The sequence below is a fragment of the Actinoplanes sp. NPDC023801 genome, from assembly GCF_040639655.1.
Taxonomy (GTDB): domain Bacteria; phylum Actinomycetota; class Actinomycetes; order Mycobacteriales; family Micromonosporaceae; genus Actinoplanes.
In genome coordinates, this window is sequence record NZ_JBFAAI010000013.1 from 169481 (window position 1) to 191431 (window position 21951).

At 72.1% G+C, this 21951-nt stretch carries 22 protein-coding genes and 2 pseudogenes; 15 read left to right on the top strand and 9 right to left on the bottom strand.

Annotation, left to right across the window (positions count from 1 at the left end; all coding sequences use genetic code 11):
* Positions 1-18 precede the first annotated feature (18 nt).
* Positions 19-948, top strand: a complete 930-nt coding sequence (locus AB0G04_RS23615) for a carbohydrate kinase (RefSeq protein WP_360986445.1) — start codon at positions 19-21, stop codon at positions 946-948.
* Between the two features lie 119 nt (positions 949-1067).
* Here the strand turns inward: AB0G04_RS23615 and AB0G04_RS23620 are convergent, their stop codons facing one another.
* From AB0G04_RS23620 to AB0G04_RS23635, 4 genes and pseudogenes are all read right to left on the bottom strand, one after another.
* Positions 1068-1460, bottom strand: a complete 393-nt coding sequence (locus AB0G04_RS23620; RefSeq protein ID WP_360986448.1) for a hotdog domain-containing protein — start codon at positions 1458-1460, stop codon at positions 1068-1070.
* A 294-nt stretch (positions 1461-1754) separates the two neighbouring features.
* A pseudogene (locus AB0G04_RS23625) lies at positions 1755-3101 on the bottom strand (PH domain-containing protein); the annotation flags it as partial.
* Positions 3102-3265: 164 nt separating this feature from the next.
* Positions 3266-3781: a PH domain-containing protein gene (locus AB0G04_RS23630; RefSeq protein ID WP_360986451.1), complete on the bottom strand. Its 516-nt coding sequence runs from the start codon at positions 3779-3781 to the stop codon at positions 3266-3268.
* 9 nt (positions 3782-3790) lie between these two features.
* On the bottom strand, positions 3791-4045 hold the full coding sequence (locus AB0G04_RS23635; RefSeq protein WP_360986454.1) for a hypothetical protein: 255 nt from the start codon (positions 4043-4045) through the stop codon (positions 3791-3793).
* Positions 4046-4405: 360 nt separating this feature from the next.
* Between AB0G04_RS23635 and AB0G04_RS23640 the strand changes: the two are divergent.
* The 9 genes and pseudogenes from AB0G04_RS23640 to AB0G04_RS23680 all read left to right on the top strand — a co-directional run.
* A pseudogene (locus tag AB0G04_RS23640) lies at positions 4406-5434 on the top strand (MoxR family ATPase); the annotation flags it as partial.
* 287 nt (positions 5435-5721) lie between these two features.
* The gene (locus AB0G04_RS23645; protein WP_360986457.1) at positions 5722-6735 is read left to right on the top strand and encodes a DUF58 domain-containing protein; all 1014 of its coding nucleotides are present in this window, start codon (positions 5722-5724) and stop codon (positions 6733-6735) included.
* The gene (locus tag AB0G04_RS23650) at positions 6732-7682 is read left to right on the top strand and encodes a VWA domain-containing protein (protein WP_360986460.1); all 951 of its coding nucleotides are present in this window, start codon (positions 6732-6734) and stop codon (positions 7680-7682) included. Before AB0G04_RS23645 ends, AB0G04_RS23650 begins: the two co-directional genes overlap by 4 nt.
* Positions 7683-8148: 466 nt before the next feature.
* Positions 8149-8853, top strand: a complete 705-nt coding sequence (gene fabG, locus AB0G04_RS23655; RefSeq protein ID WP_360986463.1) for a 3-oxoacyl-ACP reductase FabG — start codon at positions 8149-8151, stop codon at positions 8851-8853.
* A gap of 33 nt (positions 8854-8886) precedes the next feature.
* Positions 8887-9654 carry an enoyl-ACP reductase FabI gene (gene fabI, locus AB0G04_RS23660; RefSeq protein ID WP_360986466.1) on the top strand — a complete coding sequence of 256 codons (768 nt, stop codon included), beginning with the start codon at positions 8887-8889 and terminating at the stop codon, positions 9652-9654.
* Positions 9655-9763: 109 nt separating this feature from the next.
* Positions 9764-10795: a ferrochelatase gene (locus tag AB0G04_RS23665; protein ID WP_360986469.1), complete on the top strand. Its 1032-nt coding sequence runs from the start codon at positions 9764-9766 to the stop codon at positions 10793-10795.
* Complete coding sequence (locus AB0G04_RS23670; protein WP_360986472.1) at positions 10792-11571, top strand: HAD-IIA family hydrolase; 780 nt, start codon at positions 10792-10794, stop codon at positions 11569-11571. Before AB0G04_RS23665 ends, AB0G04_RS23670 begins: the two co-directional genes overlap by 4 nt.
* 66 nt (positions 11572-11637) lie before the next feature.
* The gene (locus AB0G04_RS23675) at positions 11638-12084 is read left to right on the top strand and encodes an NUDIX domain-containing protein (protein ID WP_360986666.1); all 447 of its coding nucleotides are present in this window, start codon (positions 11638-11640) and stop codon (positions 12082-12084) included.
* A complete protein-coding gene (locus tag AB0G04_RS23680; protein ID WP_360986475.1) occupies positions 12081-12491 on the top strand; it encodes an NUDIX domain-containing protein in 411 nt (136 codons plus the stop codon). Before AB0G04_RS23675 ends, AB0G04_RS23680 begins: the two co-directional genes overlap by 4 nt.
* 24 nt (positions 12492-12515) lie before the next feature.
* Here AB0G04_RS23680 and AB0G04_RS23685 read toward each other — a convergent pair whose 3' ends face one another.
* Together AB0G04_RS23685 and AB0G04_RS23690 are read right to left on the bottom strand one after the other, a co-directional pair.
* Positions 12516-13007 (bottom strand): NUDIX domain-containing protein, encoded by a 492-nt coding sequence (locus AB0G04_RS23685; protein WP_360986668.1) that lies wholly within the window; start codon positions 13005-13007, stop codon positions 12516-12518.
* 5 nt (positions 13008-13012) lie between these two features.
* Entirely contained in the window at positions 13013-13795 is a 783-nt protein-coding gene (locus AB0G04_RS23690) for a hypothetical protein (protein ID WP_360986478.1), read from the bottom strand.
* 89 nt (positions 13796-13884) lie between these two features.
* Here AB0G04_RS23690 and AB0G04_RS23695 point away from each other — a divergent pair, with 89 nt between their 5' ends.
* Entirely contained in the window at positions 13885-14682 is a 798-nt protein-coding gene (locus AB0G04_RS23695) for a DUF3097 domain-containing protein (protein ID WP_360986481.1), read from the top strand.
* 82 nt (positions 14683-14764) lie between these two features.
* Here AB0G04_RS23695 and AB0G04_RS23700 read toward each other — a convergent pair whose 3' ends face one another.
* A complete protein-coding gene (locus AB0G04_RS23700) occupies positions 14765-16207 on the bottom strand; it encodes a PLP-dependent aminotransferase family protein (RefSeq protein ID WP_360986671.1) in 1443 nt (480 codons plus the stop codon).
* Between the two features lie 41 nt (positions 16208-16248).
* Between AB0G04_RS23700 and AB0G04_RS23705 the strand changes: the two genes are divergently transcribed.
* Entirely contained in the window at positions 16249-17226 is a 978-nt protein-coding gene (locus AB0G04_RS23705; protein WP_360986484.1) for a DMT family transporter, read from the top strand.
* Positions 17227-17386: 160 nt separating this feature from the next.
* Here AB0G04_RS23705 and AB0G04_RS23710 read toward each other — a convergent pair whose 3' ends face one another.
* On the bottom strand, positions 17387-18691 hold the full coding sequence (locus AB0G04_RS23710) for a serine hydrolase domain-containing protein (protein ID WP_360986487.1): 1305 nt from the start codon (positions 18689-18691) through the stop codon (positions 17387-17389).
* 95 nt (positions 18692-18786) lie between these two features.
* On the opposite strand from AB0G04_RS23710, the gene AB0G04_RS23715 reads away from it, so the two are divergent.
* The 3 genes from AB0G04_RS23715 (at position 18787) to AB0G04_RS23725 (ending at position 21136) form a co-directional block, all read left to right on the top strand.
* Positions 18787-19236 (top strand): NfeD family protein, encoded by a 450-nt coding sequence (locus AB0G04_RS23715; protein ID WP_360986490.1) that lies wholly within the window; start codon positions 18787-18789, stop codon positions 19234-19236.
* Between the two features lie 9 nt (positions 19237-19245).
* Entirely contained in the window at positions 19246-20355 is a 1110-nt protein-coding gene (locus AB0G04_RS23720; protein ID WP_360986493.1) for an SPFH domain-containing protein, read from the top strand.
* Between the two features lie 151 nt (positions 20356-20506).
* Complete coding sequence (locus tag AB0G04_RS23725; protein WP_360986496.1) at positions 20507-21136, top strand: hypothetical protein; 630 nt, start codon at positions 20507-20509, stop codon at positions 21134-21136.
* Here AB0G04_RS23725 and AB0G04_RS23730 read toward each other — a convergent pair.
* Positions 21133-21927 (bottom strand): RNA methyltransferase, encoded by a 795-nt coding sequence (locus tag AB0G04_RS23730; protein WP_360986499.1) that lies wholly within the window; start codon positions 21925-21927, stop codon positions 21133-21135. The two genes, AB0G04_RS23725 and AB0G04_RS23730, sit on opposite strands and share 4 nt — an antisense overlap.
* Positions 21928-21951: the final 24 nt, after the last annotated feature.

Here is a 21951-nt window from a genome sequence, read left to right on the forward strand (position 1 = left end):
GAGTGAGAGGCTGACGCCGTGGGCTACGCGATGGTGATGGGCGAGGCGCTGATCGACCTGCTCGAAGCAGACCTCGACGGCGAACAGGTCTACCGGCAGGCGATCGGCGGGGCGCCGCTCAACGTCGCGGTCGGGGTCGCACGCCTCGGCGGCGCGGTCCGCTACGCCGGGACCCTCGGCAGCGACGTCCTCGGCGACCGCATCGCTGCCTTCCTCCGCGACACCGGCGTCGACGACCGGGGTGTACGGCGGGTCGCCGCTCCCACCACCCTCGCCGTCACCACGTTCGAGGGCGCCGAGCCGACATTCACCTTCTACGGCGAACCGCCGTCCTACGCCCTCCTCGGCGCGGACGACGTCGACCTCGCCGGTGCCGCGGGTGCCGCCGTCCTCTACACCGGATCCATCTGCCTGCTGCGCGAACCGTTCCGGGCTGCCGCACGCGCCGCCTGGCGGACCTCCGGGCCGCTGCGGGTCTTCGACCCCAACGTACGGCCCACCCTGCTGCCGGACACCGCCGCCGTGGACGCCCTGCGCGACCTCGTCGAGGAGTTCTCCGCCACTGCTGACCTGGTGAAACTAAGCTCGGCGGATGCCGTGACGCTCTACGGCGAGCACGATCCGGCAGCCGCCGCGGCCCGGATCCGGGGACTCGGCGCGGGTGCCGTGGTGGTGACCTGCGGTTCGAAGGGCGCCCATGTCGACGCCCCGGACGGCGCCACCATGATCCCCGCCCCGGTGGTGGCGGCCGTCGACGCCACCGGCGCCGGCGACTCGGTGATGGCCGCGCTGATCAGCCGCCTGCTGGCCACCGGGCGGCTGGGTGGCGTCGACGACTGGACCGGGCACGTGCGCTTCGCCCTGTCGGTGGCCGGTCTCGTCTGCGAACGCAAGGGCGGCGCCGTCGCGATGCCCACCCCCGACGAGCTCCGGGCCCGCTGGGGCTGAGCACCCCGCGTGGTGACCTGCGGCGCGAATAGGGGCGGGGGTCACCACGCTGCGGCTGCGTGCCGGCAGTGGGGTGAGTTGCGGTGTGTTCCGGGCCGCGGGTCACCACGCGGGGAGGGTCAGTCGCCGAGGGCTCGGGCGATGAAACGCTGCCGATCGAGGAGGACGCGTTCGATGCGGACCTCGGCGACCAGCGTGTCGCCGTCGTGGACGGTCACCTCGAAGAACAGTTTCGGCCCGTCCACCTTGGTCAGCGTGGCATGCGCGGCGACCCGGCGGCCGAGCGGCGTCGGCGCCCGGTGCTCGATCTCGGCCCGGCTGCCGACCGTGGTGATCCCGCCGGGGATCAGGCGCGCGGTCGCGGCGACCGTCGCCGCCTCGGCCAGGGCGAGAACCCGCGGCGTGGCCAGGACCGGCACATCGCCGGAGCCGAGGGACTGGGCGGTGTCGGCGTCGGTGACCGTCAACTCGACCCGGGCGCTGAGACCGGGTGCGAACTCCGGAAGCTCCACTGGTAGAGCTTAAGACTGTTGGGGCCGCTGCCAGTACGTCTCGTCGGCCGGATCGCCGGGCGGCGGCGGAACGGCGCCGAGCGGTAGCGCCCCGGGCGGGATGAAGCCGGGCGAAACGTCACCGGACGAGACGGCAGCCGACGATCCCGGGCCGGTCGGGACAGGGCCGGGCGAGACAGCAGCGGGCGGGACGGCGCCGGGCGGGACGGCAGCGGACGGCACCTGGCTGGGCGAGATAGGGCCGGTCGGGGCTGGGCCGGTCGGGATCGCAATGGGCGGAATGCCGTCGTGAGCGGCGGCGCGGGCCTGGCGGGCGCGGGCGGCCAGCTGATCGGCGATCGCGTACGCCTCGGTGAGGTCCCGGTCGCGGGCCACGCCGGCGCGCCCGCCGGCGGTGTCGGCGTAGACGGTGGCCAGCCCGAACCGCCGCTGCAGCGGGCCCTGCACGACTCGCACGCTCTGCATCCTGGCGTACGGCACGAGCGTCATCTCCCTGGTCAGTCGCCCGGACCGGCTCACGAAGACCGTGTCGGCGAGCCCCGCACCGTAGAACCGGAGCCCGAACGGGTGCAGCCAGCGGGCCCGCAGCGGGGGCGGTGAGGTGGCGAGCCCGGCCAGGTCGACGCCGGGCAGGGCGGCCGCGACCAGGGTGCGGGCCTGGGCCGGGTCGCCGACCGGCATGAGACGGTCGGAGCCCTGGTCGTCGCCGGGCTCGGGGCCGGACATGCCGGCCACGTCCAGTGTCAGGTACAGCCAGCGCTTGCTCCGCCACAACAGCGGCCAGATGATCCGCACGGTCTGCACGCGGTGCGGCGGCACGACCTGGCTGCGGGTCTCGAGCAGCCCGTAGTTGACGATCAGCCGTTCCCCGCGGAACAGCCGGAAGTTCCAGTCGCGCAGCACCCGCCGGATCGGCTGCAGGAGCACACCGGCCATCGCGGTGACGGTGCTGGCGATGCCGATGAACGTCCACGTGCCCTCCATCACGAACTGCGTGATCACCCAGGCCACACCGAACGGCAGGAAGAACGCCTGCGGCGTGAGCAACTGGCTGATCAGCAGGTTGCGGTTGCGGACCTGGAAGAGCGGCGGCTGCTCCGCTACGGGCATGGCGGGCGCCGCGACGGAGGACGGATGGGTGGCGGGGCCCGATGAGGCGGCGGCCGCGCGGGCGGACAGGGAGAGCAGCCGCTCGCGCAGCGCGGCCGCGTCCCGGACGGTCAGGTAGGCGAGCGGCGCCTCGGTCTTGCTGCCGCCGACGACCTCGAGCCGGAGCTCGGCGAGCCCGCTGAGCTGGGCGAGCAGCGGCCGGCGCACCTCGACGGCCTGGAGCCGGTCGAGTGGGATGGCCCGGTTGCGCCGCCACACGAGTCCCTCGGCGATGCGCAGCTCGCGGCCGACGACGTGGTAGCCGGTGTTCCACCACCCGATCGCCGAGACGACCACCACGGCGACCGCGAGGCCGAGGACGATCAGCGCGAAGTCGGTGGCCCCGACCCGCCCGAGGGTGTTCCAGGAGAGCGCCGCGGCGATCACGGCGATGCTCTTGGCACCTTTCAGCAGCGGGCTGAGCGGGTGGAGCCGCTGACGGGCCTCGGCGTCCGGCCCGGCGAAAGGCACGTCCGGCCCGGCGGAAGGCACGGCGTCCGGCCCGGCGGAAGGCACGGCGGAAGGCGCGGCGTCCGCTGCCGGTCCCGGTTGCGGCAGACCCTCAGCCGGTACGTCCGGAGTCGCCGGCCCGCCCAGCGCGGGCCCGGCCGGCAGATCAGCGTCCGGCGGCGTGGGGTGGGGGAGCCCGGCGCTGGTCACAGGCCCTCGGCCCGGTCCTCGCCGAGGGCGGTCAGCCGGTCGCGCAGCCGGGACGCCTCGTCCGGTGGCAGGCCGGGGACCCGGGCGTTGCTTGCCGCGGCGGCGGTGTGCAGCTGGACGGTGGCGAGCCCGAACGCCCGCTCCAGCGGCCCGGCCGTGACGTCGACGTACTGCATCCGCGCGTACGGGACGATGGACAGGTGCCGGACCACCAGGCCGTGCCGGACCAGCAGGTCCTTGTCGCGTTCGGCGTAGCCCCAGGCCCGGACGGCCCGGACGGCGACGACGGCCCGCCAGACACCGAGCAGCACCACCGCCCCCATGCCGTAGAACCAGGGCGACCCACCGACGATCAGGTATCCGGCGAGCAGGCCGCCGAACAACGCCACGGTCCAGGCGGCGATCCCGATCAGGTGGACGACGATCAGGCGGGGGGAGACCGGGCGCCATGCGACGGTGCCGGGCCAGGGCTCCAGTGCATCGACGGCGGTTGACGCAGACGGCTCGCTCACACCTGAAGCCTAGGAGACGATCGCACCGTCCGACGAGGCGAAGGGAGTGACCTCACGCAGGAAACCGCGCGCCTCGAGGAAGCTGCCCAGGGTGGACCGGTGATCGCCGCAGGCCAGCCAGGTCTTCCGGCGCTCCGGCGTGTGGATTTTCGGGTTGTTCCAGTGCAGCTTCCACTCGGCCGCGGCCCGGCAGCCCTTGGCCGAGCACTGCGGTGCGATCGGTGGCGTGAGCTGGGGCTGGATCTGCAGGAAGTCCTCGACCATGCCGTAACAGTACGGATGGGAGCGGAAAAGTTTGAGCGCCGGGCGGCCACGGGGGAAGCCGCCCGGCGACGAGGCAAATGCTACACGCTTCGCAAGGTCGCGTGAGTACCCGGTGACGGTGCCCGATCCGGCGGATCGCGCAGAAAGATCCACACCTTCGGCCCATGGCACTCTGGGCTGCGAAGACATCCGGATCCGGCGGTGATGACGCCCGGACGGCGACAGGGGTCCCTATGCTGCCGTGCAGTGGGCCCGGCGATCGGGCTCTTAGGAACCTCTCAGCCGTGTGTTGTTGGGTGTCGTGTAAGTCTTGAGCGTCGGCAATGACGTGCCGGCGATCTCGATCGTTGTGGAGGACCGGTGGCGCAGCCGAGCACGCCCGAGACCGAGACCAGCGCCGAGTCCGGCGTGCCGGTGCCGCCGGCGCGGGACGCGTCGCAGCTCGAGCGCGCCATGTTCGAGGTCAAGCGGGTCATCGTGGGCCAGGACCGGATGGTCGAGCGGATGTTCGTGGCCCTGCTGGCCCGCGGTCACTGCCTGCTGGAGGGTGTGCCCGGGGTGGCCAAGACCCTCGCGGTGGAAACCCTGGCCAAGGTGGTCGGCGGCACGTTCTCCCGGGTGCAGTTCACCCCCGACCTGGTGCCCGCCGACATCGTCGGCACCCGGATCTACCGGCAGTCGAGTGAGCAGTTCGACGTCGAGCTCGGCCCGGTGTTCGTCAACTTCCTGCTCGCCGACGAGATCAACCGCGCGCCGGCGAAGGTGCAGTCGGCGCTGCTGGAGGTGATGGCCGAGCACCAGGTGTCGATCGGCGGCAAGAGCTACGACGTGCCCGACCCGTTCCTGGTGATGGCCACGCAGAACCCGATCGAGCAGGAGGGCGTCTATCCGCTGCCGGAGGCGCAGCGGGACCGCTTCCTCATGAAGATCGTCGTGGGCTACCCGACCGACGCCGAGGAACGCGAGATCGTCTACCGGATGGGCGTGAGCGCCCCCGAGCCGAAGCAGATCTTCACCCCGGCCGACCTGTTGGCGCTGCAGCGCCGCGCCGACCAGGTGTTCGTTCACAACGCCCTGGTCGACTACACCGTCCGGCTGGTGCTCGCGACCCGGGCCCCGGCGCAGCACGGCATGCCCGACGTGGCCCAGCTGATCCAGTACGGCGCCAGCCCCCGTGCATCGCTCGGCATCGTCCGGGCCACCCGCGCTCTGGCCCTGCTGCGCGGCCGTGACTACGCGCTCCCGCAGGACCTGCAGGACATCGCGCCGGACATCCTGCGGCACCGGCTGGTGCTCAGCTACGACGCGCTGGCCGACGACATCCCGGCCGACCACATCGTGGCCCGGATCATGCAGATGGTCCCGCCGCCGCAGGTCTCCTCCCGGCAGGGCTCGCCGAACGGCCAGCCGCAGCCGGGGCAGCCCGGCCCGTTCGGTCCGCTGGGGCAGCCCGGGCAGCCCGGCCAGCCGGTCCCGGCGCACCCGGGCCCGCTGACCCCGGTGACGGCCGGCCAGCCCTCGGCCACGCACTTCGTCGCCGGCCCTCAGGGACCGGCTCCGCAGGGACCCGGTCCCCAGGGGCCGGGCGGGGTGCAGCCGACCAGCGGTGTCCCGGCCGTGGTCTACGAGAACGGCCGCCCGCAACAGCCGGGCGGCAACTGGCCCGGTCAGTCCGCATGACCGCACCGGGCGCCCCGATGCCCGTCGCCCCGGACGAGGCGGCGCGGGCCGAGGCTGTCCTGGCCAAGCTGCAGCTGCTCGTCACCCGCAAACTCGACGGCCTGCTCCAGGGTGACTACGCCGGCCTGCTCCCGGGGCCGGGCAGTGAGGCCGGCGAGTCCCGGGAGTACCGGCCCGGCGACGACGTGCGGCGGATGGACTGGCCGGTGACGGCCCGGACCACGATGCCGCACGTGCGCCGCACCGTCGCCGACCGCGAACTGGAGACCTGGCTGGCGGTGGACCTGTCGGCGAGTCTCGACTTCGGTACCGCGAAATGGCTGAAACGGGACCTGGTGATCGCGGCCGCCACGGCGATGGCTCACCTCACCGTCCGGGGCGGCAACCGGATCGGCGCCGTGGTGGGCACCGGCTCCGGCGTACCCGAGAAGGAACCGGGCGGGAGCTGGTGGCGCCGTAAGGCGGCCGCCAAGGCCGAGCCGCCGCCCTCGTCCCCGGTGTTGCGTCTTCCGGCGCGGCCCGGCCGCAAGGAGGCGCAGGGCCTGCTGCGGGCGATCGCCGGGACCAGAGTCCGGCCCGGCCGCACCGACCTGGGTGCCCTGATCGACATGCTGAACCGGCCACCCCGGCGGCGTGGCGTGGCCGTGGTGATCTCCGACTTCCTGGCGCCGGTGGAGGGCTGGGCCCGGCCGGTGAAGAAACTCGGGGTGCGCCACGACGTGCTGGCCATCGAGGTGGTCGACCCGCGTGAGCTGGAGCTGCCGGACGTCGGTGTGCTGACGCTCGCCGACCCGGAGTCCGGGATGCTGCACGAGGTCCAGACGTCCGATCCGAAACTGCGCCGGCGGTACGCGGAAGCGGCCGGGGAGCAGCGTGCCGCGATCGCCCGCGCGTTGCGGGCGGCCGGTGCCGCTCATCTGCGGCTGCGCACCGACACCGACTGGCTGCTCGACATGGTCCGCTTCGTGGCCGCTCAGCGCCACGCCCGTACCCGAGGGACCACACGATGATCCGTTTCCTGGAGCCGTGGTGGCTGCTGATGTTGCTGCCGGTCCTGGCCATGGCCGGGACGTACGTCTGGCGACAGTTCCGCAAGCGGCAGTACGCGATGCGGTTCACCAACGTCGACCTGCTGCGCACGCTCGCACCGAAGGGCCTGGGCTGGCGGCGGCACGCGTCGGCGGGCGCGTTCCTGCTGATGCTCGGTGCGCTGGCGGCCGCGACGGCCCGCCCGTCGGTCGACACCGAGGAGCCGCTCGAGCGGGCCACCGTGATGCTGGCCATCGACGTCTCGCTGTCGATGCAGGCCGAGGACGTGGAGCCGAGCCGGATCGAGGCGGCGCAGGAGGCGGCGAAGGCGTTCGTCAGCGAGCTGCCGCCCACGTACAACCTGGGGCTGGTGTCGTTCGCGAAAGCGGCGAACGTGCAGGTGGCGCCGACGAAGGACCGGTCCGCGGTGATCGCGGCGATCGACGGGCTGACACTGGCCGAGGCGACCGCCACCGGGGAGGCGGTGTTCACCTCGCTCGACGCGATCCGGATGGTGCCGTCGGACGGTGCCGACGGTGCGCCGCCGGCCCGGATCGTGCTGCTCTCCGACGGTTACCGCACGTCGGGCCGGTCGATCGAGGACGCGGCGACCGCGGCCGCGCAGGCCAACGTGCCGGTGTCGACCATCGCGTTCGGCACCGACAACGGTGTGGTCGACATCCGCGGTTCGGTGCAGAAGGTGCCGGTGGACCGGCTGTCGCTGCAGGATCTGGCCGAGCAGACGAAGGGCTACTTCTACGAGGCCGCGTCGGTCAGCGAGCTGAAGCAGGTGTACGAGGACATGGGCAGCTCGATCGGGCACCGCACCGAGCCGCGCGAGGTGACGCAGTGGTACGCCGCTGCCGGCCTGCTGCTGGGGCTGGCCGGCGCCGCGATGAGCCTGTTGTGGACGTCCCGGTTGCCTTAGGGCGTGTTGTGCGCAAGGACGAACAGCACGACCACCCACGCCGAGAGCAGGGTGAAACCGAGGGGCGCGACGAAGTTCTTCATGATGAAACCGTCTTCCGCTGGTGACTTTGCTGAGGCTGGGTCACTTCGCGGCCGGAACCACCGCACGCTACGACGCCGGCCTTTTCCGGGCCGGTGGCATGCGGAGGGAGATCTGGTCAGCGGTCAGAAACGCTGACGAGCGTCCCGGCCACGACTGGGAGGATCGCTATCTCGCACAGCGATCACCTCCATACGTCGTCGGGCCTGGGACCGGTTGGGAGCGTACTCCTTAATCGCAACTTAAGAAAATCGGCCCCACACTGAACGGCGTGTAAGTCGGCGGGCCCGTCCCTCGGTCGTGGGACGGCGGGCCGATAGTCTCGCTCCTCAGAGGGCCGCTGTGACCCTGAGTGAACCCGTGACGCCTGTCGAAGGAGTGTGTTGTGGCTCGCACCGTTCTGGTGACCGGAGGAAACCGCGGTATCGGCCTGTCCATTGCGCAGGCGTTCGCGAAGCAGGGTGACCGTGTCGCTGTCACCCACCGTGGCTCGGGGGTTCCGGACGGCCTGTTCGGCGTGCAGTGCGACATCACCGACTCGGACGCGATCGACGCGGCGTTCACCTTCGTGGAGAACGAGCTCGGCCCGGTGGAGGTCCTGGTGGCCAACGCCGGCATCACCGACGACACGCTGCTCATGCGGATGACCGAGGAGCAGTTCGAGCGGGTCGTCGACACCAACCTGACCGGCTCGTTCCGGGTCGCCAAGCGGGCCAGCATGAAGATGCTGCGCGCCAAGTGGGGCCGGATCATCTTCATCTCGTCGGTCGTCGGCCTGTACGGCGGACCCGGCCAGGTGAACTACGCGGCGAGCAAGGCCGGCCTCGTCGGCATGGCCCGTAGCATCACGCGTGAGCTGGGCGGCCGCAACATCACCGCCAACGTCGTAGCGCCCGGCTTCATCGAGACGGAGATGACCGCCGTCCTGCCGGACTCCCGCAAGGCGGAGATCATCAAGGCCGTTCCGGCCGGTCGTCTCGCCGCCGCCGACGAGGTCGCCGCGGCGGTCACCTTCCTGGCCAGCGACAGTGCGGCTTACATCTCGGGCGCCGTGCTGCCGGTCGACGGTGGTCTCGGAATGGGCCACTGAAAGCTCGGGAACTTTTTCAGGAGAGTAATCAAAGTGTCTGGACTGCTGGCCGGTAAACGGCTGCTCATCACGGGTGTCATCACCGACGCCTCGATCGCCTTCTCGGCGGCGAAGATCGCCCAGGAGCAGGGGGCGACGGTCGTGCTGACCGGCTTCGGCCGCCTCTCCCTGGTGGAGCGGATCGCCAAGCGGCTGCCGGAGCCGGCGCCGGTCATCGAACTGGACGTGACGAACCCGGAACAGCTGGCCGGACTGGCCGACAAGGTCCGCGAGCACGTCGACGGGCTGGACGGCGTGGTCCACTCGATCGGCTTCGCGCCGCAGACCTGCCTCGGCGGCGGGTTCCTGGACGCGCCGTGGGAGGACGTCGCCACCGCGCTGAACGTGTCGACGTTCTCGTACAAGTCGCTGGCCACCGCCTGCCTTCCGCTCATGCCGAACGGCGGCAGCATCGTCGGCCTGACCTTCGACGCCACGAGCGCGTGGCCGGTCTACGACTGGATGGGCGTGGCCAAGGCCGGACTCGAGTCCGCCTCCCGCTACCTCGCGCTGCACCTGGGCAAGCAGGGCATCCGCAGCAACCTGGTGGCGGCCGGCCCGCTGCGCACCATGGCGGCCAAGTCGATCCCCGGCTTCGAGCAGTTCGAGGACGCGTGGGCGGAGCGGTCACCGCTCGGCTGGGATCTGTACGACACCGCGGCCGCCGGCAAGGCGATCTGCGCGCTGCTGTCCGACTGGTTCCCGGCCACCACCGGCGAGATCGTGCACGTCGACGGGGGCTACCACGCCATCGGGGCCTGACCGCCCGGATCGGGGCGGCGGCCCCGGCGGGCTGTCGACCACGTCACAGGCGAGGGCCTGAAGGGCAGGCAAAGGCCGTTGCGGCACAGCCCGGTGGCAGGATGGGCGAGTGGTTTACGACGCGTTCGTCCTGCTCTCCTTCGGTGGCCCTGAGAAGCCCGATGACGTGATGCCGTTCCTGCGGAACGTGGTCCGCGGGCGTGGCGTCCCCGACGAGCGCCTCGCCGAGGTGGCTGAGCACTACATGCACTTCGGCGGGGTGTCCCCGATCAACCAGCAGTGCCGTGACCTGCTGGCCGCGGTCGAGACCGAGTTCGCCGCGCACGGCATCGGCCTGCCGGCGTACTGGGGCAACCGCAACTGGTATCCCATGCTGGCCGACACGGTGGCGCAGATGCGCGACGACGGTGTCGAGAACGCTCTCGGCTTCGCCACCAGCGCGTACGGCGGGTATTCCTCCTGCAAGCAGTATTGGGAGGACATCGCCGCGGCACGGGCGCACGTCGGCCCGCGGGCTCCGCGGATCGCCAAGCTGCGGCAGTTCCACGACGACCCGGGCTTCGTCGGCCCGCACGCCGAGGCCGTCCGCGACGCTCTCGGCCGGCTCGAGCCGGCCCGCCGGGCGACCACCCGCCTGGTGTTCACCGCCCACTCCATCCCGGTCAGCATGGCCGAGACCGCGGGGCCCACCGGCGGGCGCTACAACGCCCAGCTGGAGGAGACGGCCCGGCTGGTGCACGCCGGCGCGGCCGCCGACCTTCCGTACGACCTGGTCTGGCAGAGCCGTTCCGGCCCGCCGCAGGTGCCGTGGCTGGAACCGGACATCAACGACCACCTGGAGGCTCTCGCCGAGAAGGGCGTGACCGACGTGGTGGTCAGCCCGATCGGCTTCGTCTCCGATCACCTCGAGGTCCTCTGGGACCTGGACAACGAGGCGAAGGAGACCGCCGAACGGCTCGGTCTCGGGTACGCCCGCGCCGCCACCCCCGGTGTTCACCCGGACTTCGTGTCGATGATCCGCCGGATGGTCCAGGAACGGACCGATGATCATTCCCGGAGCGCACTCGGTACGCTCCCGGTCTGGGACGTCTGCCCCGCGGACTGCTGCCCCCCACCCGCGCGACGAGGAGCCCCCCGATGAAGGAGCGCAAGGCGATCGAGAGCTGGCTCACCGACATGGACGGTGTCCTCGTCCACGAGGGAGAGCCGGTGCCGGGCGCACCTGAGTTCGTCAACCGGATGAAGGAGTCGGGCAAGCCGTTCCTCATCCTCACCAACAACTCCATCTACACGCCGCGCGACCTGCAGGCCCGCCTCTACCGGATGGGCTTCGACGTCGACGAGAACTCGATCTGGACGGCCGCGCTGGCGACCGCGCAGTTCCTGGCCGACCAGCGGCCCGGCGGCACCGCCTACGTGATCGGCGAGGCCGGCCTGACCACGGCCATGCACGCGGCCGGGTACATCCTCACCGAGTTCGAGCCGGACTACGTGGTGCTCGGCGAGACCCGCACCTACAGCTTCGAGGCGATCACCAAGGCGATCCGGCTGATCAGCGCCGGTTCCCGGTTCATCTGCACGAACCCGGACGCCACCGGGCCGTCCAACGAGGGCCTGCTCCCGGCGGCCGGCTCGGTCGCCGCGATGATCTCCAAGGCGACCGGGGTCAAGCCGTACTTCGTCGGCAAGCCGAACCCGATGATGATGCGGTCGGCGCTGAACGCGATCGGCGCGCACAGCGAGACCACCGCCATGATCGGCGACCGGATGGACACCGATGTGCTGTGCGGCCTCGAGGCGGGGCTGGAGACGATCCTGGTGATGACCGGAATCAGCAGCCGGATGGAGGCCGAGACCTACCCGTACCGGCCGTCGCGCATCATCAACTCGGTCGCCGACCTGATCGACGAGATCTGAGGCCGGTCCTGATAGCGTCCGTGCGTGCCATCGTGGGAAGAGTCGTACCTCGGCAGATTGCGGGCGATGACCGGGGACGAGCCGGTTCTGCTCACGATGGGCGCGCGGGCGGTGCTCCGCGACCCGGACGGGCGGGTCCTGCTGATCCGGCGCGCCGACAACGGCCGCTGGGCGCTGCCGGCCGGCACCATGGAGCTGCGCCAGACGCTGCGTGAATGCGCGATCCGGGAGGTGTACGAGGAGACCGGCCTCACCGCGCACAGCGTCACCCCGTTCGCCCTCCACTCCGGAGAACACCTGCACACCAACGTGTTCGGGGCGACGTACCAGCATGTGTCCCTGGCCGTCCGGGTCGACTCGTGGTCCGGTGACCTGCTCCGGGTCACCGACGAGACAGTGGACGCCGGGTTCTTCGCGCCCGAGGCGATGCCGGCCGACCTCGCCGGTTCGGTGCCGATGACCCTGGACCACCTGGCCCGCTTCGAGGCCGGCGAACCGTTCGTGCTCGCATGACGGTCGCCGGCGTGGTCGTCGCGGCCGCCTGGGTGCATGTGCGGGACCGGCGGGTCCTGACCGTCCGGGCCACCGGGTCGGACGCGTTCTACCTGCCCGGCGGCAAGCCGGAGCCCGGTGAGACGGACGCTGAGGCGGCCGCCCGGGAGGTGGCCGAGGAGGTCGGCCTGGTCGTCGATCCGGCCGGCCTGAGCCCGTACGTCACCATCGACGCCCCGGCGCACAACCGGCCGCCCGGCACCCGCGTGCGCCTGGTCTGTTTCCGGGGCGGCGGCGCGACCGGCGAGCCGGCACCGGCCGCCGAGATCGCCGAACTGGGCTGGTTCACGTCGGCCGACCGGGACCGCTGCGCCCCCGCGATCCAGTTGCTGCTCGACGAACTGGTCAGGGGCGGCCTGATCGACTGACGGTGCGTCCGGGGACGGCTAGCCCTACCGCCCGGCGAACCAGCGGGTGGCGATCGCGGTGTGGATGCTGAAACCCAGCTGGGTGGGCCCGCGGAGCACCTCGCGGCTCAGCGTCTCGTCCTCCACCGGGGGCGGTGGCAGGTGACGCGTGCTCGCCAGGGCCGGCAGCAGGCCGAACACCAGGATCGTCCCGTCCGGGGCGCTGACCGTGTCGTAGTGGCGTACCTCGGCCGGATCGGACTTGACCCCGGTCTCCTCGAACAGTTCGCGGACCGTGGCCGCCTGCCAGGTCTCGCCGACGTCGATGAACCCGCCCGGCAGTGCGAGCAGCCCCCGGGCGGGGGCGATGCCGCGGCGTACCGCCAGCAGGCCGGTCCCGACCGGCTGCACCGCGACCGCCACCGGACTCGGGTTCAGATAGCTGGTCTCGCCGCAGGCACCGCACCGGCGTGGCCACGGCTGACCGGAGGTGAACCGGGCACCGCAGAACGTGCAGTGCGCGTAACGGTCCTGCACGGACGTCACGGCTGCAGCGGGGAGTTGCAGGCCGCCACCAGCGCCTGGCGGCAGGCCGCGGTGAGCGGGCGCAGGGCCTCGTCGCGCTGCTGGGCCTCGTAACCGTTGACCGCGCCGCCCGGCGCGTTCGAACCGGCGAGGGCCAGCACCTGGTCGAGAACGCCGGCGCGGGCGAACAACCGCCGCGAGCGCGGGTCGAAGCCGGGTGGCAGCGTGTCGGTGCTCTCCGGGCGGCGCAACGCCTGCAGTGCGCCGGCCAGCTCGGGTTTCCACTGCGCCACGTCGAGTTTGGTGAGCCGGGCGGTGGCCTCGCCGAGAGCCGCCGTCAGCTGCGCCTCCGCCTCGGCGGCGCCCATCTGGAAGACGGCCCGGTGCTCGGGCGCCGGATGCACCCGCCACAGCACCGTCTCGAACTCCACACCGGAGCCGGAGGTGTGCCGCCGGACCTCGGGTACCACCCCGAACTGCGGCGTCATCACCGCCTCGCCGGCGAGCATCGCGGCGCCGGTCAGCTCGCCCGGGCCGGGCAGGCCGCGCGGATCGCCGGGAACCGGAAGGACCAGGCGGATCTCGTCGGGGTGCAGCTTCGCGAAGACCGGCAGGCCCTGGCTGAGCGGGACGTCCGTCCACGTGCCGGGTGCGTCGGCGACGAGGTGCTCCTCGTCCGCTGCGATCTCGTCGGCCAGCTCGTCGAACGGGACGAGACCGGCGCGCCAGGCGCGCACCCAAGTCACGAACCGGGTGGAGCGGCGTGCGGTACGGGTGGCCGCATCGGCTGCGGGTGACATGCGAGCAAGGGTACGTGGAGGTCGTGAGAGTTGTCTCGGGTCGGAGCGTCACCGAGGGTGTGTCCGTGATCGCGCATACAGTGCGGGACATGTATGGGGAGGATGTGATGGCGGGCAACTGGCGCCGCCGCAAGGTGATCCCGGAGGTGGAGGCCGAACCGGATCTGGTCGTCGAGGACGCGGACTCCGGCTTCTGCGGGGCGGTCGTCGGGTTCGAGCTCGGTGCCGTGGTGCTCGAGGACCGGTTCGGCAAGCGCCGGAACTTCCCGCTCACGCCGGCCGCGTTCCTGCTCGACGGGGAGACGGTCACGCTGGTCAGGCCCGCTCCGCGGCAGCAGCAGCGGCAGCGCCGGGTGACCGCGTCCGGGTCGATCGCCCTCGACGACGTGAAGGCGCAGGTCGCGAAGGCCAGCCGGATCTGGGTGGAGGGCATCCACGACGCGGCTCTGGTCGAACGGATCTGGGGCGACGACCTGCGTATCGAGGGTGTCGTCGTGGAGCCGCTCGACGGCATCGACGACCTGAGCGGTGCGGTCGCCGCGTTCGGTCCGAGCCGTCATCGCAGGCTGGGCGTCCTGGTGGACCATCTGGTCCCCGGGTCCAAGGAGAGCCGCATCGTCGCCGCCGTCACCGACCCGAACGTGCTGGTCACCGGTCATCCCTACGTGGACGTCTGGCAGGCGGTGAAGCCCGAACGGGTGGGGCTGCGCGCGTGGCCGGTCATCCCGCCCGGCCGGCCCTGGAAGGAGGGCGTCTGCGAGGCGGCCGGCGTGCGTGAGCCGGCCGACATGTGGCGGCGCATCCTGGCCTCGGTGAGCTCCTACAAGGACGTCGAGACGCCGCTCATCAACTCGATGGAGCGGCTCATCGACTTCGTCACTGAGTAGGATGGCTCGCCTCCGGCTCGCGGGCATCGCGCCCCGGGAAGCTCAGGTCGAGGGCACCTCGACCTGAGCGGGCGCGATGCGGTCATCGGGTCTCGGAAGGCCTGTTCAGGGCGCGGCCTATGCGGGCGGCGGCCTCGGCCAGCCGGTCCGGCGGGTGTGCGGCGTAGCCGATCACCAGGCCCGGCGGTCCGGCGCGGTGCCGATGCCACGACAACGGCTGCACCAGTACGCCCGCCGCGGCCACCCGCTCGGCGAGGGCCACGTCGTCGGCCGTGCCGGGCAGCAGCACCAGCACATGCAGCCCGGCCGCGACCCCGGCGACGCGGGCCTCCGGCAGATGCGCGCGCAGTCCGGCGAGCAGGGCGTCCCGGCGGGACCTCTGGCGGGTACGGACCGCGCGCAGATGTCGGTCGTGGTCTCCGGAGGACAGCAGCTGCGCCAGCACCAGCTGGGGAATGGCCGGGTTGCCCAGGTCGGTGGCGTGCTTGGCGGCGAGCAGCTCGGCCTGCAGCCCGCGCGGGGCGATCAGCCAGCCGGTCCGCATCGCCGGAGCCAGTGACTTCGACACGCTGCCGAGGTAGGCGACCCGGTCCGGTGCCGAACCCTGCAGCGCGGCGACGGGTGCCCGGTCGTACCGGTGCTCCGCGTCGTAGTCGTCCTCGATGACGAGACCGTTCCAGGCGAGCAGTTCCCGGCGGCGTTCCGGTGACAGCACCACTCCGGTCGGGAACTGGTGCGCCGGCGTGAGGACGGCCGCGTCCACCCCGGAGGCGGTCAGCTCACCGACCCGCATACCGTGTTCGTCGACCGGCACCGGCACCTGCCGTACCCGCCAGAACGCCAGCTGGTCCGCGGCGCCCCGGGAGCCGGGGTCCTCCACCGCTACGGCGTTCGTGCCCCGGCGCCGCAACACCTGCGCGAGCAGGGCGAGCCCTTGCGCGACGCCCGCGGTGACCACGACGTCGTCCGCTTCGCACCGCACTCCCCGGGTACGGCCGAGCCAGTCCACCAGCGCCGCACGCAACCGTGGTGCGCCGCCCGGATCGCCGTACCGCAGATCGGCCCCGGTGACCCGGTCCAGCACCGCCCGCTCGGCCCGCAGCCAGGCCGCCCGCGGGAAGGCCGACAGGTCGGGGATGCCCGGGGACAGGTCGATGTCGATGCCGTCCGGGGTGGAGATCGGCAGGCGCAGCTCGTCGAGGGTCCGCCGCCGGTCACCGGCCGGCCGGGCGGTACGGTCCACGCCGCGCCCGGTGACCACCGTGCCGGAGCCGGTCCGTGCCTCGGCCAGCCCCTCGTCGACGAGCCGCTGGTAGGCCTGCACCACCACACCGCGGGAGACGCCGAGCTCACCCGCGAGCAGCCGGGTGGCGGGCAGCCGTGATCCGGGAGCCAGCCGGCCGGCCGCGACCGCCGAGCGCAGTCCCTCGGTCAGCCAGGAGGTCAGCCCCTTGGCCGGAGCGCCGCCCGCGCGTAGCTGCAGAAAATCCGAGCCGGAAATTGGTCCTCCCGATAGCCGCCGGATTGGTCCTCGAACCGGACCATACTCTGGTCGAGCATCAAGTCATGAAAGCTCTCCCCGCTCTGGCCGGCGCGCTCGGAATGGCGTTCGTCGGTGGCAGCGTCGCCGTCTCTGGACACCTGGCCGACGCGCCGATGCTCACCGTCCAGGCACTCCGCTACACCGCCGCCTGCCTGTTGCTGCTCGCCTGGGCCCACCGCTTCCGGCTCGCCGGTCGCGGGCGGTCCCGGTCCCGCTCCGCCGGTCCCGCCGCCGCGCTGACCCGGCCGCGCGGCGCCGAGTGGCTCTGGCTGCTCGGGGTGACCGTCACCGGCCTGCTGATCTTCAACGTGGCGCTGGTCCAGGGTTCCCGCCACGCCGAACCCGCGGTCATCGGCGTCGCCGTCGCCTGCGTGCCGATCATCCTGGCCGCCGTCGGGCCACTGCTGGAGGGCCGCCGCCCGGCCGCCCGGATCCTCACCGCCGCGGTCGTGGTGACCGTCGGCGCCATCCTGGTCCAGGGACTCGGCCGTACCGACGCCACCGGCCTGTTCTGGGCGGCCGTCACCTTCGGCTGCGAGGCGGCGTTCACCCTGCTCGCGGTGCCGGTCCTCGGCCGGCACGGCCCGCTGGGAGTGTCCGTGCACGCCACCTGGATGGGCGCCGCGATCTTCGCTGTCCTCGGACTCGCCCTCGAAGGTCCGGGCGCGGTCGCCGCCCTTCGCCTCGACGACCTGCTGGCCGGCGCCTACCTGGCCGTCCTGGTGACCGCCGTCGCGTTCCTGCTCTGGTACACCTGTGTGGCCCGCATCGGTGCCGGCCCCTCGGGTCTGCTGACCGGCGTGGCGCCGATCGCCGCCGCGGTCACCGGTGTGGCCCTGGGTGGGCCCGCCCCGGCCCCGCCGGTGTGGCTGGGCATCGCCGCGGTCGCCGCCGGCCTGGCCCTCGGCCTCTCCACCCGGACCGCCCCCTCACCGGCCGGCCGTCCGCCCGCTCCCACCGGCCGTACACCCACGCCCGCCGGCCGTACGTCAGGCATGTGATGCGCGTGCCGTGCCGGGGGTACGGCTCGCCGGCCCGGGGGCGCCGCAGCCCTTGCGGCGCGCTGATGGGCGGGAGTGGCTCCGGGTGTCGCGGTGGCGCGACCTGAGGACGCGCTTGATGCGGTCGGGGCGGGCGTGGCCCGTACGATATGGGGATCTTTCAGGCAAGCTGGCCGGGGTCGCGGCTGAAGAGGTGGGTGGCGATGTCCAGGCGTCCGGGGCTGCCATCGGGAGTGCGCAGGATTCGCAGCACCTCGCCCTCGTTGTCGCCGCGCAGGCCGCGCCAGCGGTCCGGGGCCTCCCGTGCGAAGCACGTCGCATGGCGTGGCCCGGTCATCAGCAGCGTGTCGCCGTCCGCGGTGATCGAGTACTCGCGGCCCATCCACCACCAGCGGCCACCGATCTCGGCGGCCTCACCGCGCGGCGGCGCGGGCGGGCGCCAGGGCGCCACCGGTACCGGCTCGCTGTCCAGGGCGGCGGTCAGCGCGTCCAGGCTGACCTGCTGGATCCCGGCGCCGTCGAGGCCGTAGCCGTTGGCGAGCACGACGACACCGAGCCGGCTGCGGCGGTGCACGGCGAGGTGCGACACGTAGCCGGGCATGGAGCCGCCGTGCCCGGCGTAGACGCGTTCGCCGACCCGGAACAGCTGCGGCCCGAGGCCGTGCCCGGCGGTCCAGGACTCGAGGTCGCCGATGACGACCGGGGCGCACATCTCGTCGACGGTCTCGCGGGCCAGTACGGCCGGAGCCGGGTCGGCCAGGAATCCGGCCCACTTGGCCATGTCGGTGATCGTGGACCAGAGCTGTCCGGCCGGGGCCATGGCGCCGGTGTCGGGGCGCGGCTCCTCGTGCAGGCTGCCGTCGAGAGCGTGGACGACATAGCCGCGGGCGTACGGTTCGACCGGGTGGTAGGTGGTGCGTTTCATGCCGAGCGGGTCGAGGACGCGTTTGCCGACGAGCTCGCCCCAGGGCGTACCGGTGACCCGTTCGAGGACCGCGCCGAGCAGGCCGTAGGCCAGGTTCGAGTAGCGGTAGCGGCGGTACGGCGCGCCGGCCAGCTTCTCGTACGTCAGCTCGGCCAGCAGCTGGTCCACATCGCCGCCGGGGCGGCGTTCCCACCACGGCCCGTCCGGTTCGCGCTGCAGGCCGGAGACGTGCCCGAGCAGCTGGCGCAGGGTCACGCCGCCGATCGGGGTGCCCGGCAGATGGCGGTAGAGCAGGTCGTCGAGGGCGAAGAAGCCCTCGTCGCGCAGCTGCATCACCAGGGTCGCGGTGACGGTCTTGGTGATCGAGCCGAGCCGGTACTGGGTCTTCGGGTCCGGCCGGGGCTGCTCGCCGGCGCCCGTGAAGTGCAGAACCGCGCGGTCGCGGACGATCGCGAGAGCGAGGGACGGCACCCGACCGGCGGACTGCGCCCGGAATGCGATCTCATCGATCCGGCGGCAGGTCTCCGGAAGCAACGACACGGTGGGGTCCTTTCCGACTAGGAACTGATGGGTCTAACTGTTCGGACCGTGTTCGGCTACTCCCTCAGAGTGCTCGGGCGTGCCACGATCGAGGAGTGGAAGCCGTTCTCTGGGTGGTCCTTGCCGTAGTCCTAGCCATCGCCGAAGCCTTCACCGCGACGATCCTGGTCGTGTTCTTCGCCGCGGGTGCCCTGGCCGCGGCGGGTGCCGCCGCGCTCGGCGCCGGTCCGCTGATCCAGGTCATCGTGTTCGCCATGGTCTCCGGCGTCTCGGTGGCGGCACTGCGCCCGGTGATCCTGCGGCACGCCCGGCCGGCGCTGGAGACTGGGGAGAGGCCGTTCGGCATCGAGGCGATCGAGGGTTCTCAGGCGACCGTCATCGACGAGGTGACCGGTGACCGCGGCATGGTCAAGATCGACGGCGAGCTGTGGCAGGCCCGCTCGGTCGACGAACGGGAGACCTTCGCGCCGGGCGAGCACGTCCGGATTGTCCGGTTACGCGGCGCAACGCTTCTGGTATGGCACGACGACCTACCCAATGTCTAGGGAGACGTCATGGAAGCAATATTGGCAGTCCTGGGTGTAGTCATCGTTCTCTTCGTGGTGATCACGGTCGCCAAGTCGGTGCGGATCGTCCCGCAGCAGCGGATGGACGTGGTCGAACGGCTCGGGAAGTACAAGCGGACCCTGTCACCCGGCCTCAATCTGCTGGTCCCGTTCATCGACGCGGTGCGCACCAAGGTCGACATGCGGGAGCAGGTCGTCTCGTTCCCGCCCCAGCCGGTGATCACGTCCGACAACCTGGTCGTCTCGATCGACACGGTGCTCTACTTCAAGGTCGTGGACCCGGTGCGGGCCACCTACGAGATCTCTTACTTCCTGCAGGCCATCGAGCAGCTCACCGTCACCACGCTGCGGAACGTGATCGGCTCGCTCGACCTGGAACGCGCCCTGACCAGCCGTGACCAGATCAACAAGCACCTCTCCAGCGTGCTCGACGAGACCACCGGCCGCTGGGGCATCAAGGTCACCCGGGTCGAGATCAAGGCCATCGAGCCGCCGCCCAGCATCCGCGACTCGATGGAGAAGCAGATGCGCGCCGAGCGGGAACGCCGGGCCACGATCCTGAACGCCGAGGGTCACAAGCAGGCCGCCATCCTGACCGCCGAGGGCGAGAAGCAGTCCCAGGTGTTGCGTGCCGACGGGGACCGGCAGGCCCGGATCCTGCAGGCCGAGGGTCAGGCCAAGGCCATCCGCACCGTCTTCGACGCGATCCACCAGGCCAACCCGTCGCAGAAGGTGCTCGCCTACCAGTACCTGCAGTCGCTGCCGCAGATCGCCAACGGCACCGCCAACAAGGTGTGGATCCTGCCGACCGAGCTGAGCAAGGCCCTCGAGGGTCTTGGCGGCGCGCTCGGCGGCCTCGGCAACATGGTCGGTGACCAGCCCCGGCCGGGCGTCGACGCCGGCGCCGTCGAACGTGAGGCGGCGGAGGCCGCCGAAGCGGCCGCTGCCGAGGCGCAGCGGGTGGACGCCGAGGTGCGGCAGGCCGAGGCGGACGCGACCGGCACCCGGCCCGGCCTCCCGGCGCCGGACGTCATTCCTCCGACGGCGGCCCTCGGAGGCGCCAACTACGCCGGCCGGACGCAGGTGGAGAAACGCTGACTTTGTGAGATCTGCCGCATCCCGCCGTGTCTTTTTGGCATGCTTCGCAGCAGGATTCCCGACCGGTGCCCCCGGCCGCTCGGCTTGTTGCCCCTGCTACCGAGGCGGAGCCATGAGCATCAGCCATCATCAGACGGCTAGCGGACGGCCCTTGCGGGTCGCACCCGCCTGGGTCGGCGCGGCGGCCCGGGCGGAGCCGGACAGCCACTTCCTGCCGGTCCGGGACGCGATCTGGATCTGGTCCGTCCGGAGGTACGCGAGACTCGCCCTCTGGGCTCTGCCCGCCGCGGCCGTGCTCTACGGCTGGCTGACCCTCGGCGCCCAGGGACTGCCCGGCCCGCTCGTCGTCGGCCTGCTCGCCGGGTGGCTCGCGCTGATCGCCCTGATCGCGTTGGCGGGCCTGCTCGCCGGCTCCCGGAGCCGTGGCTGCGCGCTGGCCGGCCTGCTCGTCACCCTGGCGGGCGCGGTCCTGCTGGTGGGGTTCACCGGTCTCCCCGAGGCCACCGTCGTGGCGAGCGCCCCACTGGCCGACGGACGCATCGACGAGCTGTCCACCGGAGCCGTGGCGATCGCGGCGTCCGGGGTACTCCTGCTCGGCTGGGCGGTCTTCCGTTCGAAGCTGGTGAACCCGGCCGACGGCGTGCTGCTGATGCTCGCGGCCGTCACGATGGGTGCCGGGACGACGATGGCGCAGCCGGTGCCGACCGTCGGAGCGCTGCTCCTGCTGGCCGCCGGAATGGGCCTGGCCTGGACCGGCGGCCGTCTCGTCCCGCGCGGCTAACGGGTCAGCTCGTAGAAGGCCACCGCGGCGGCGGTCGCGACGTTCAGCGAGTCGACGTTGTTGTGCATCGGGATGACCACGCGCACGTCGGCCGCCTCCAGCGCGGTACGCGTCAGCCCGGGACCCTCGGCACCGAGCATCAGCGCCGGCCGCTCCCGCTGTTCCGGGCTCAGGTGCGCGATCGCCACGGCGTCCGGTGCCGGGGTCATGGCGAGCAGCGTGAACCCGGCGGCGCGGATCTCCCGGAGAGTCGCCGGCCAGTCGTCCGATTTCGCGTACGGAATGGCGAACACCTCACCCATGCTGACCCGCACGGCCCGCCGGTAGAGCGGGTCCGCGCAGTTCGGCGACAGCACCACGGCGTCGATACCGAGGGCTGCCGCGCTCCGGAACAGCGCGCCCAGGTTGGTGTGGGTGTTGAGCCCCTCCAGGACGGCCAGGTTCCGTGCGTTCCGCAGGACCTCCGGCAGATCCGGCAGCGTACGCCGGTGGAACGACGCCAGGATCCCCCGGTGCACATGGAAGCCGGTGATCGACTCGAGGACGGCCGGGGGAGCGGTGTACAGCGGCGCCTCCGGCGGCAACCCGGTCAGCTGGTCCACGCGTTTCTCGTCGACAAGCGCCGACCGCATGGTGTACCCGGCCCGCAGCGCCCGCTCGATGACCAGCTCACCCTCGGCGATGAACAGCCCGTTCGGCGGTTCCCACCGGGTGCGCAGTTCGACGTCGGTGAGGGCGCGGTAGTCACCGATCCGCGGATCGTCCGGGCTGGTGATGGTCAGTGCTGGCACAACGGCATTATTCGCCGGGTGCCG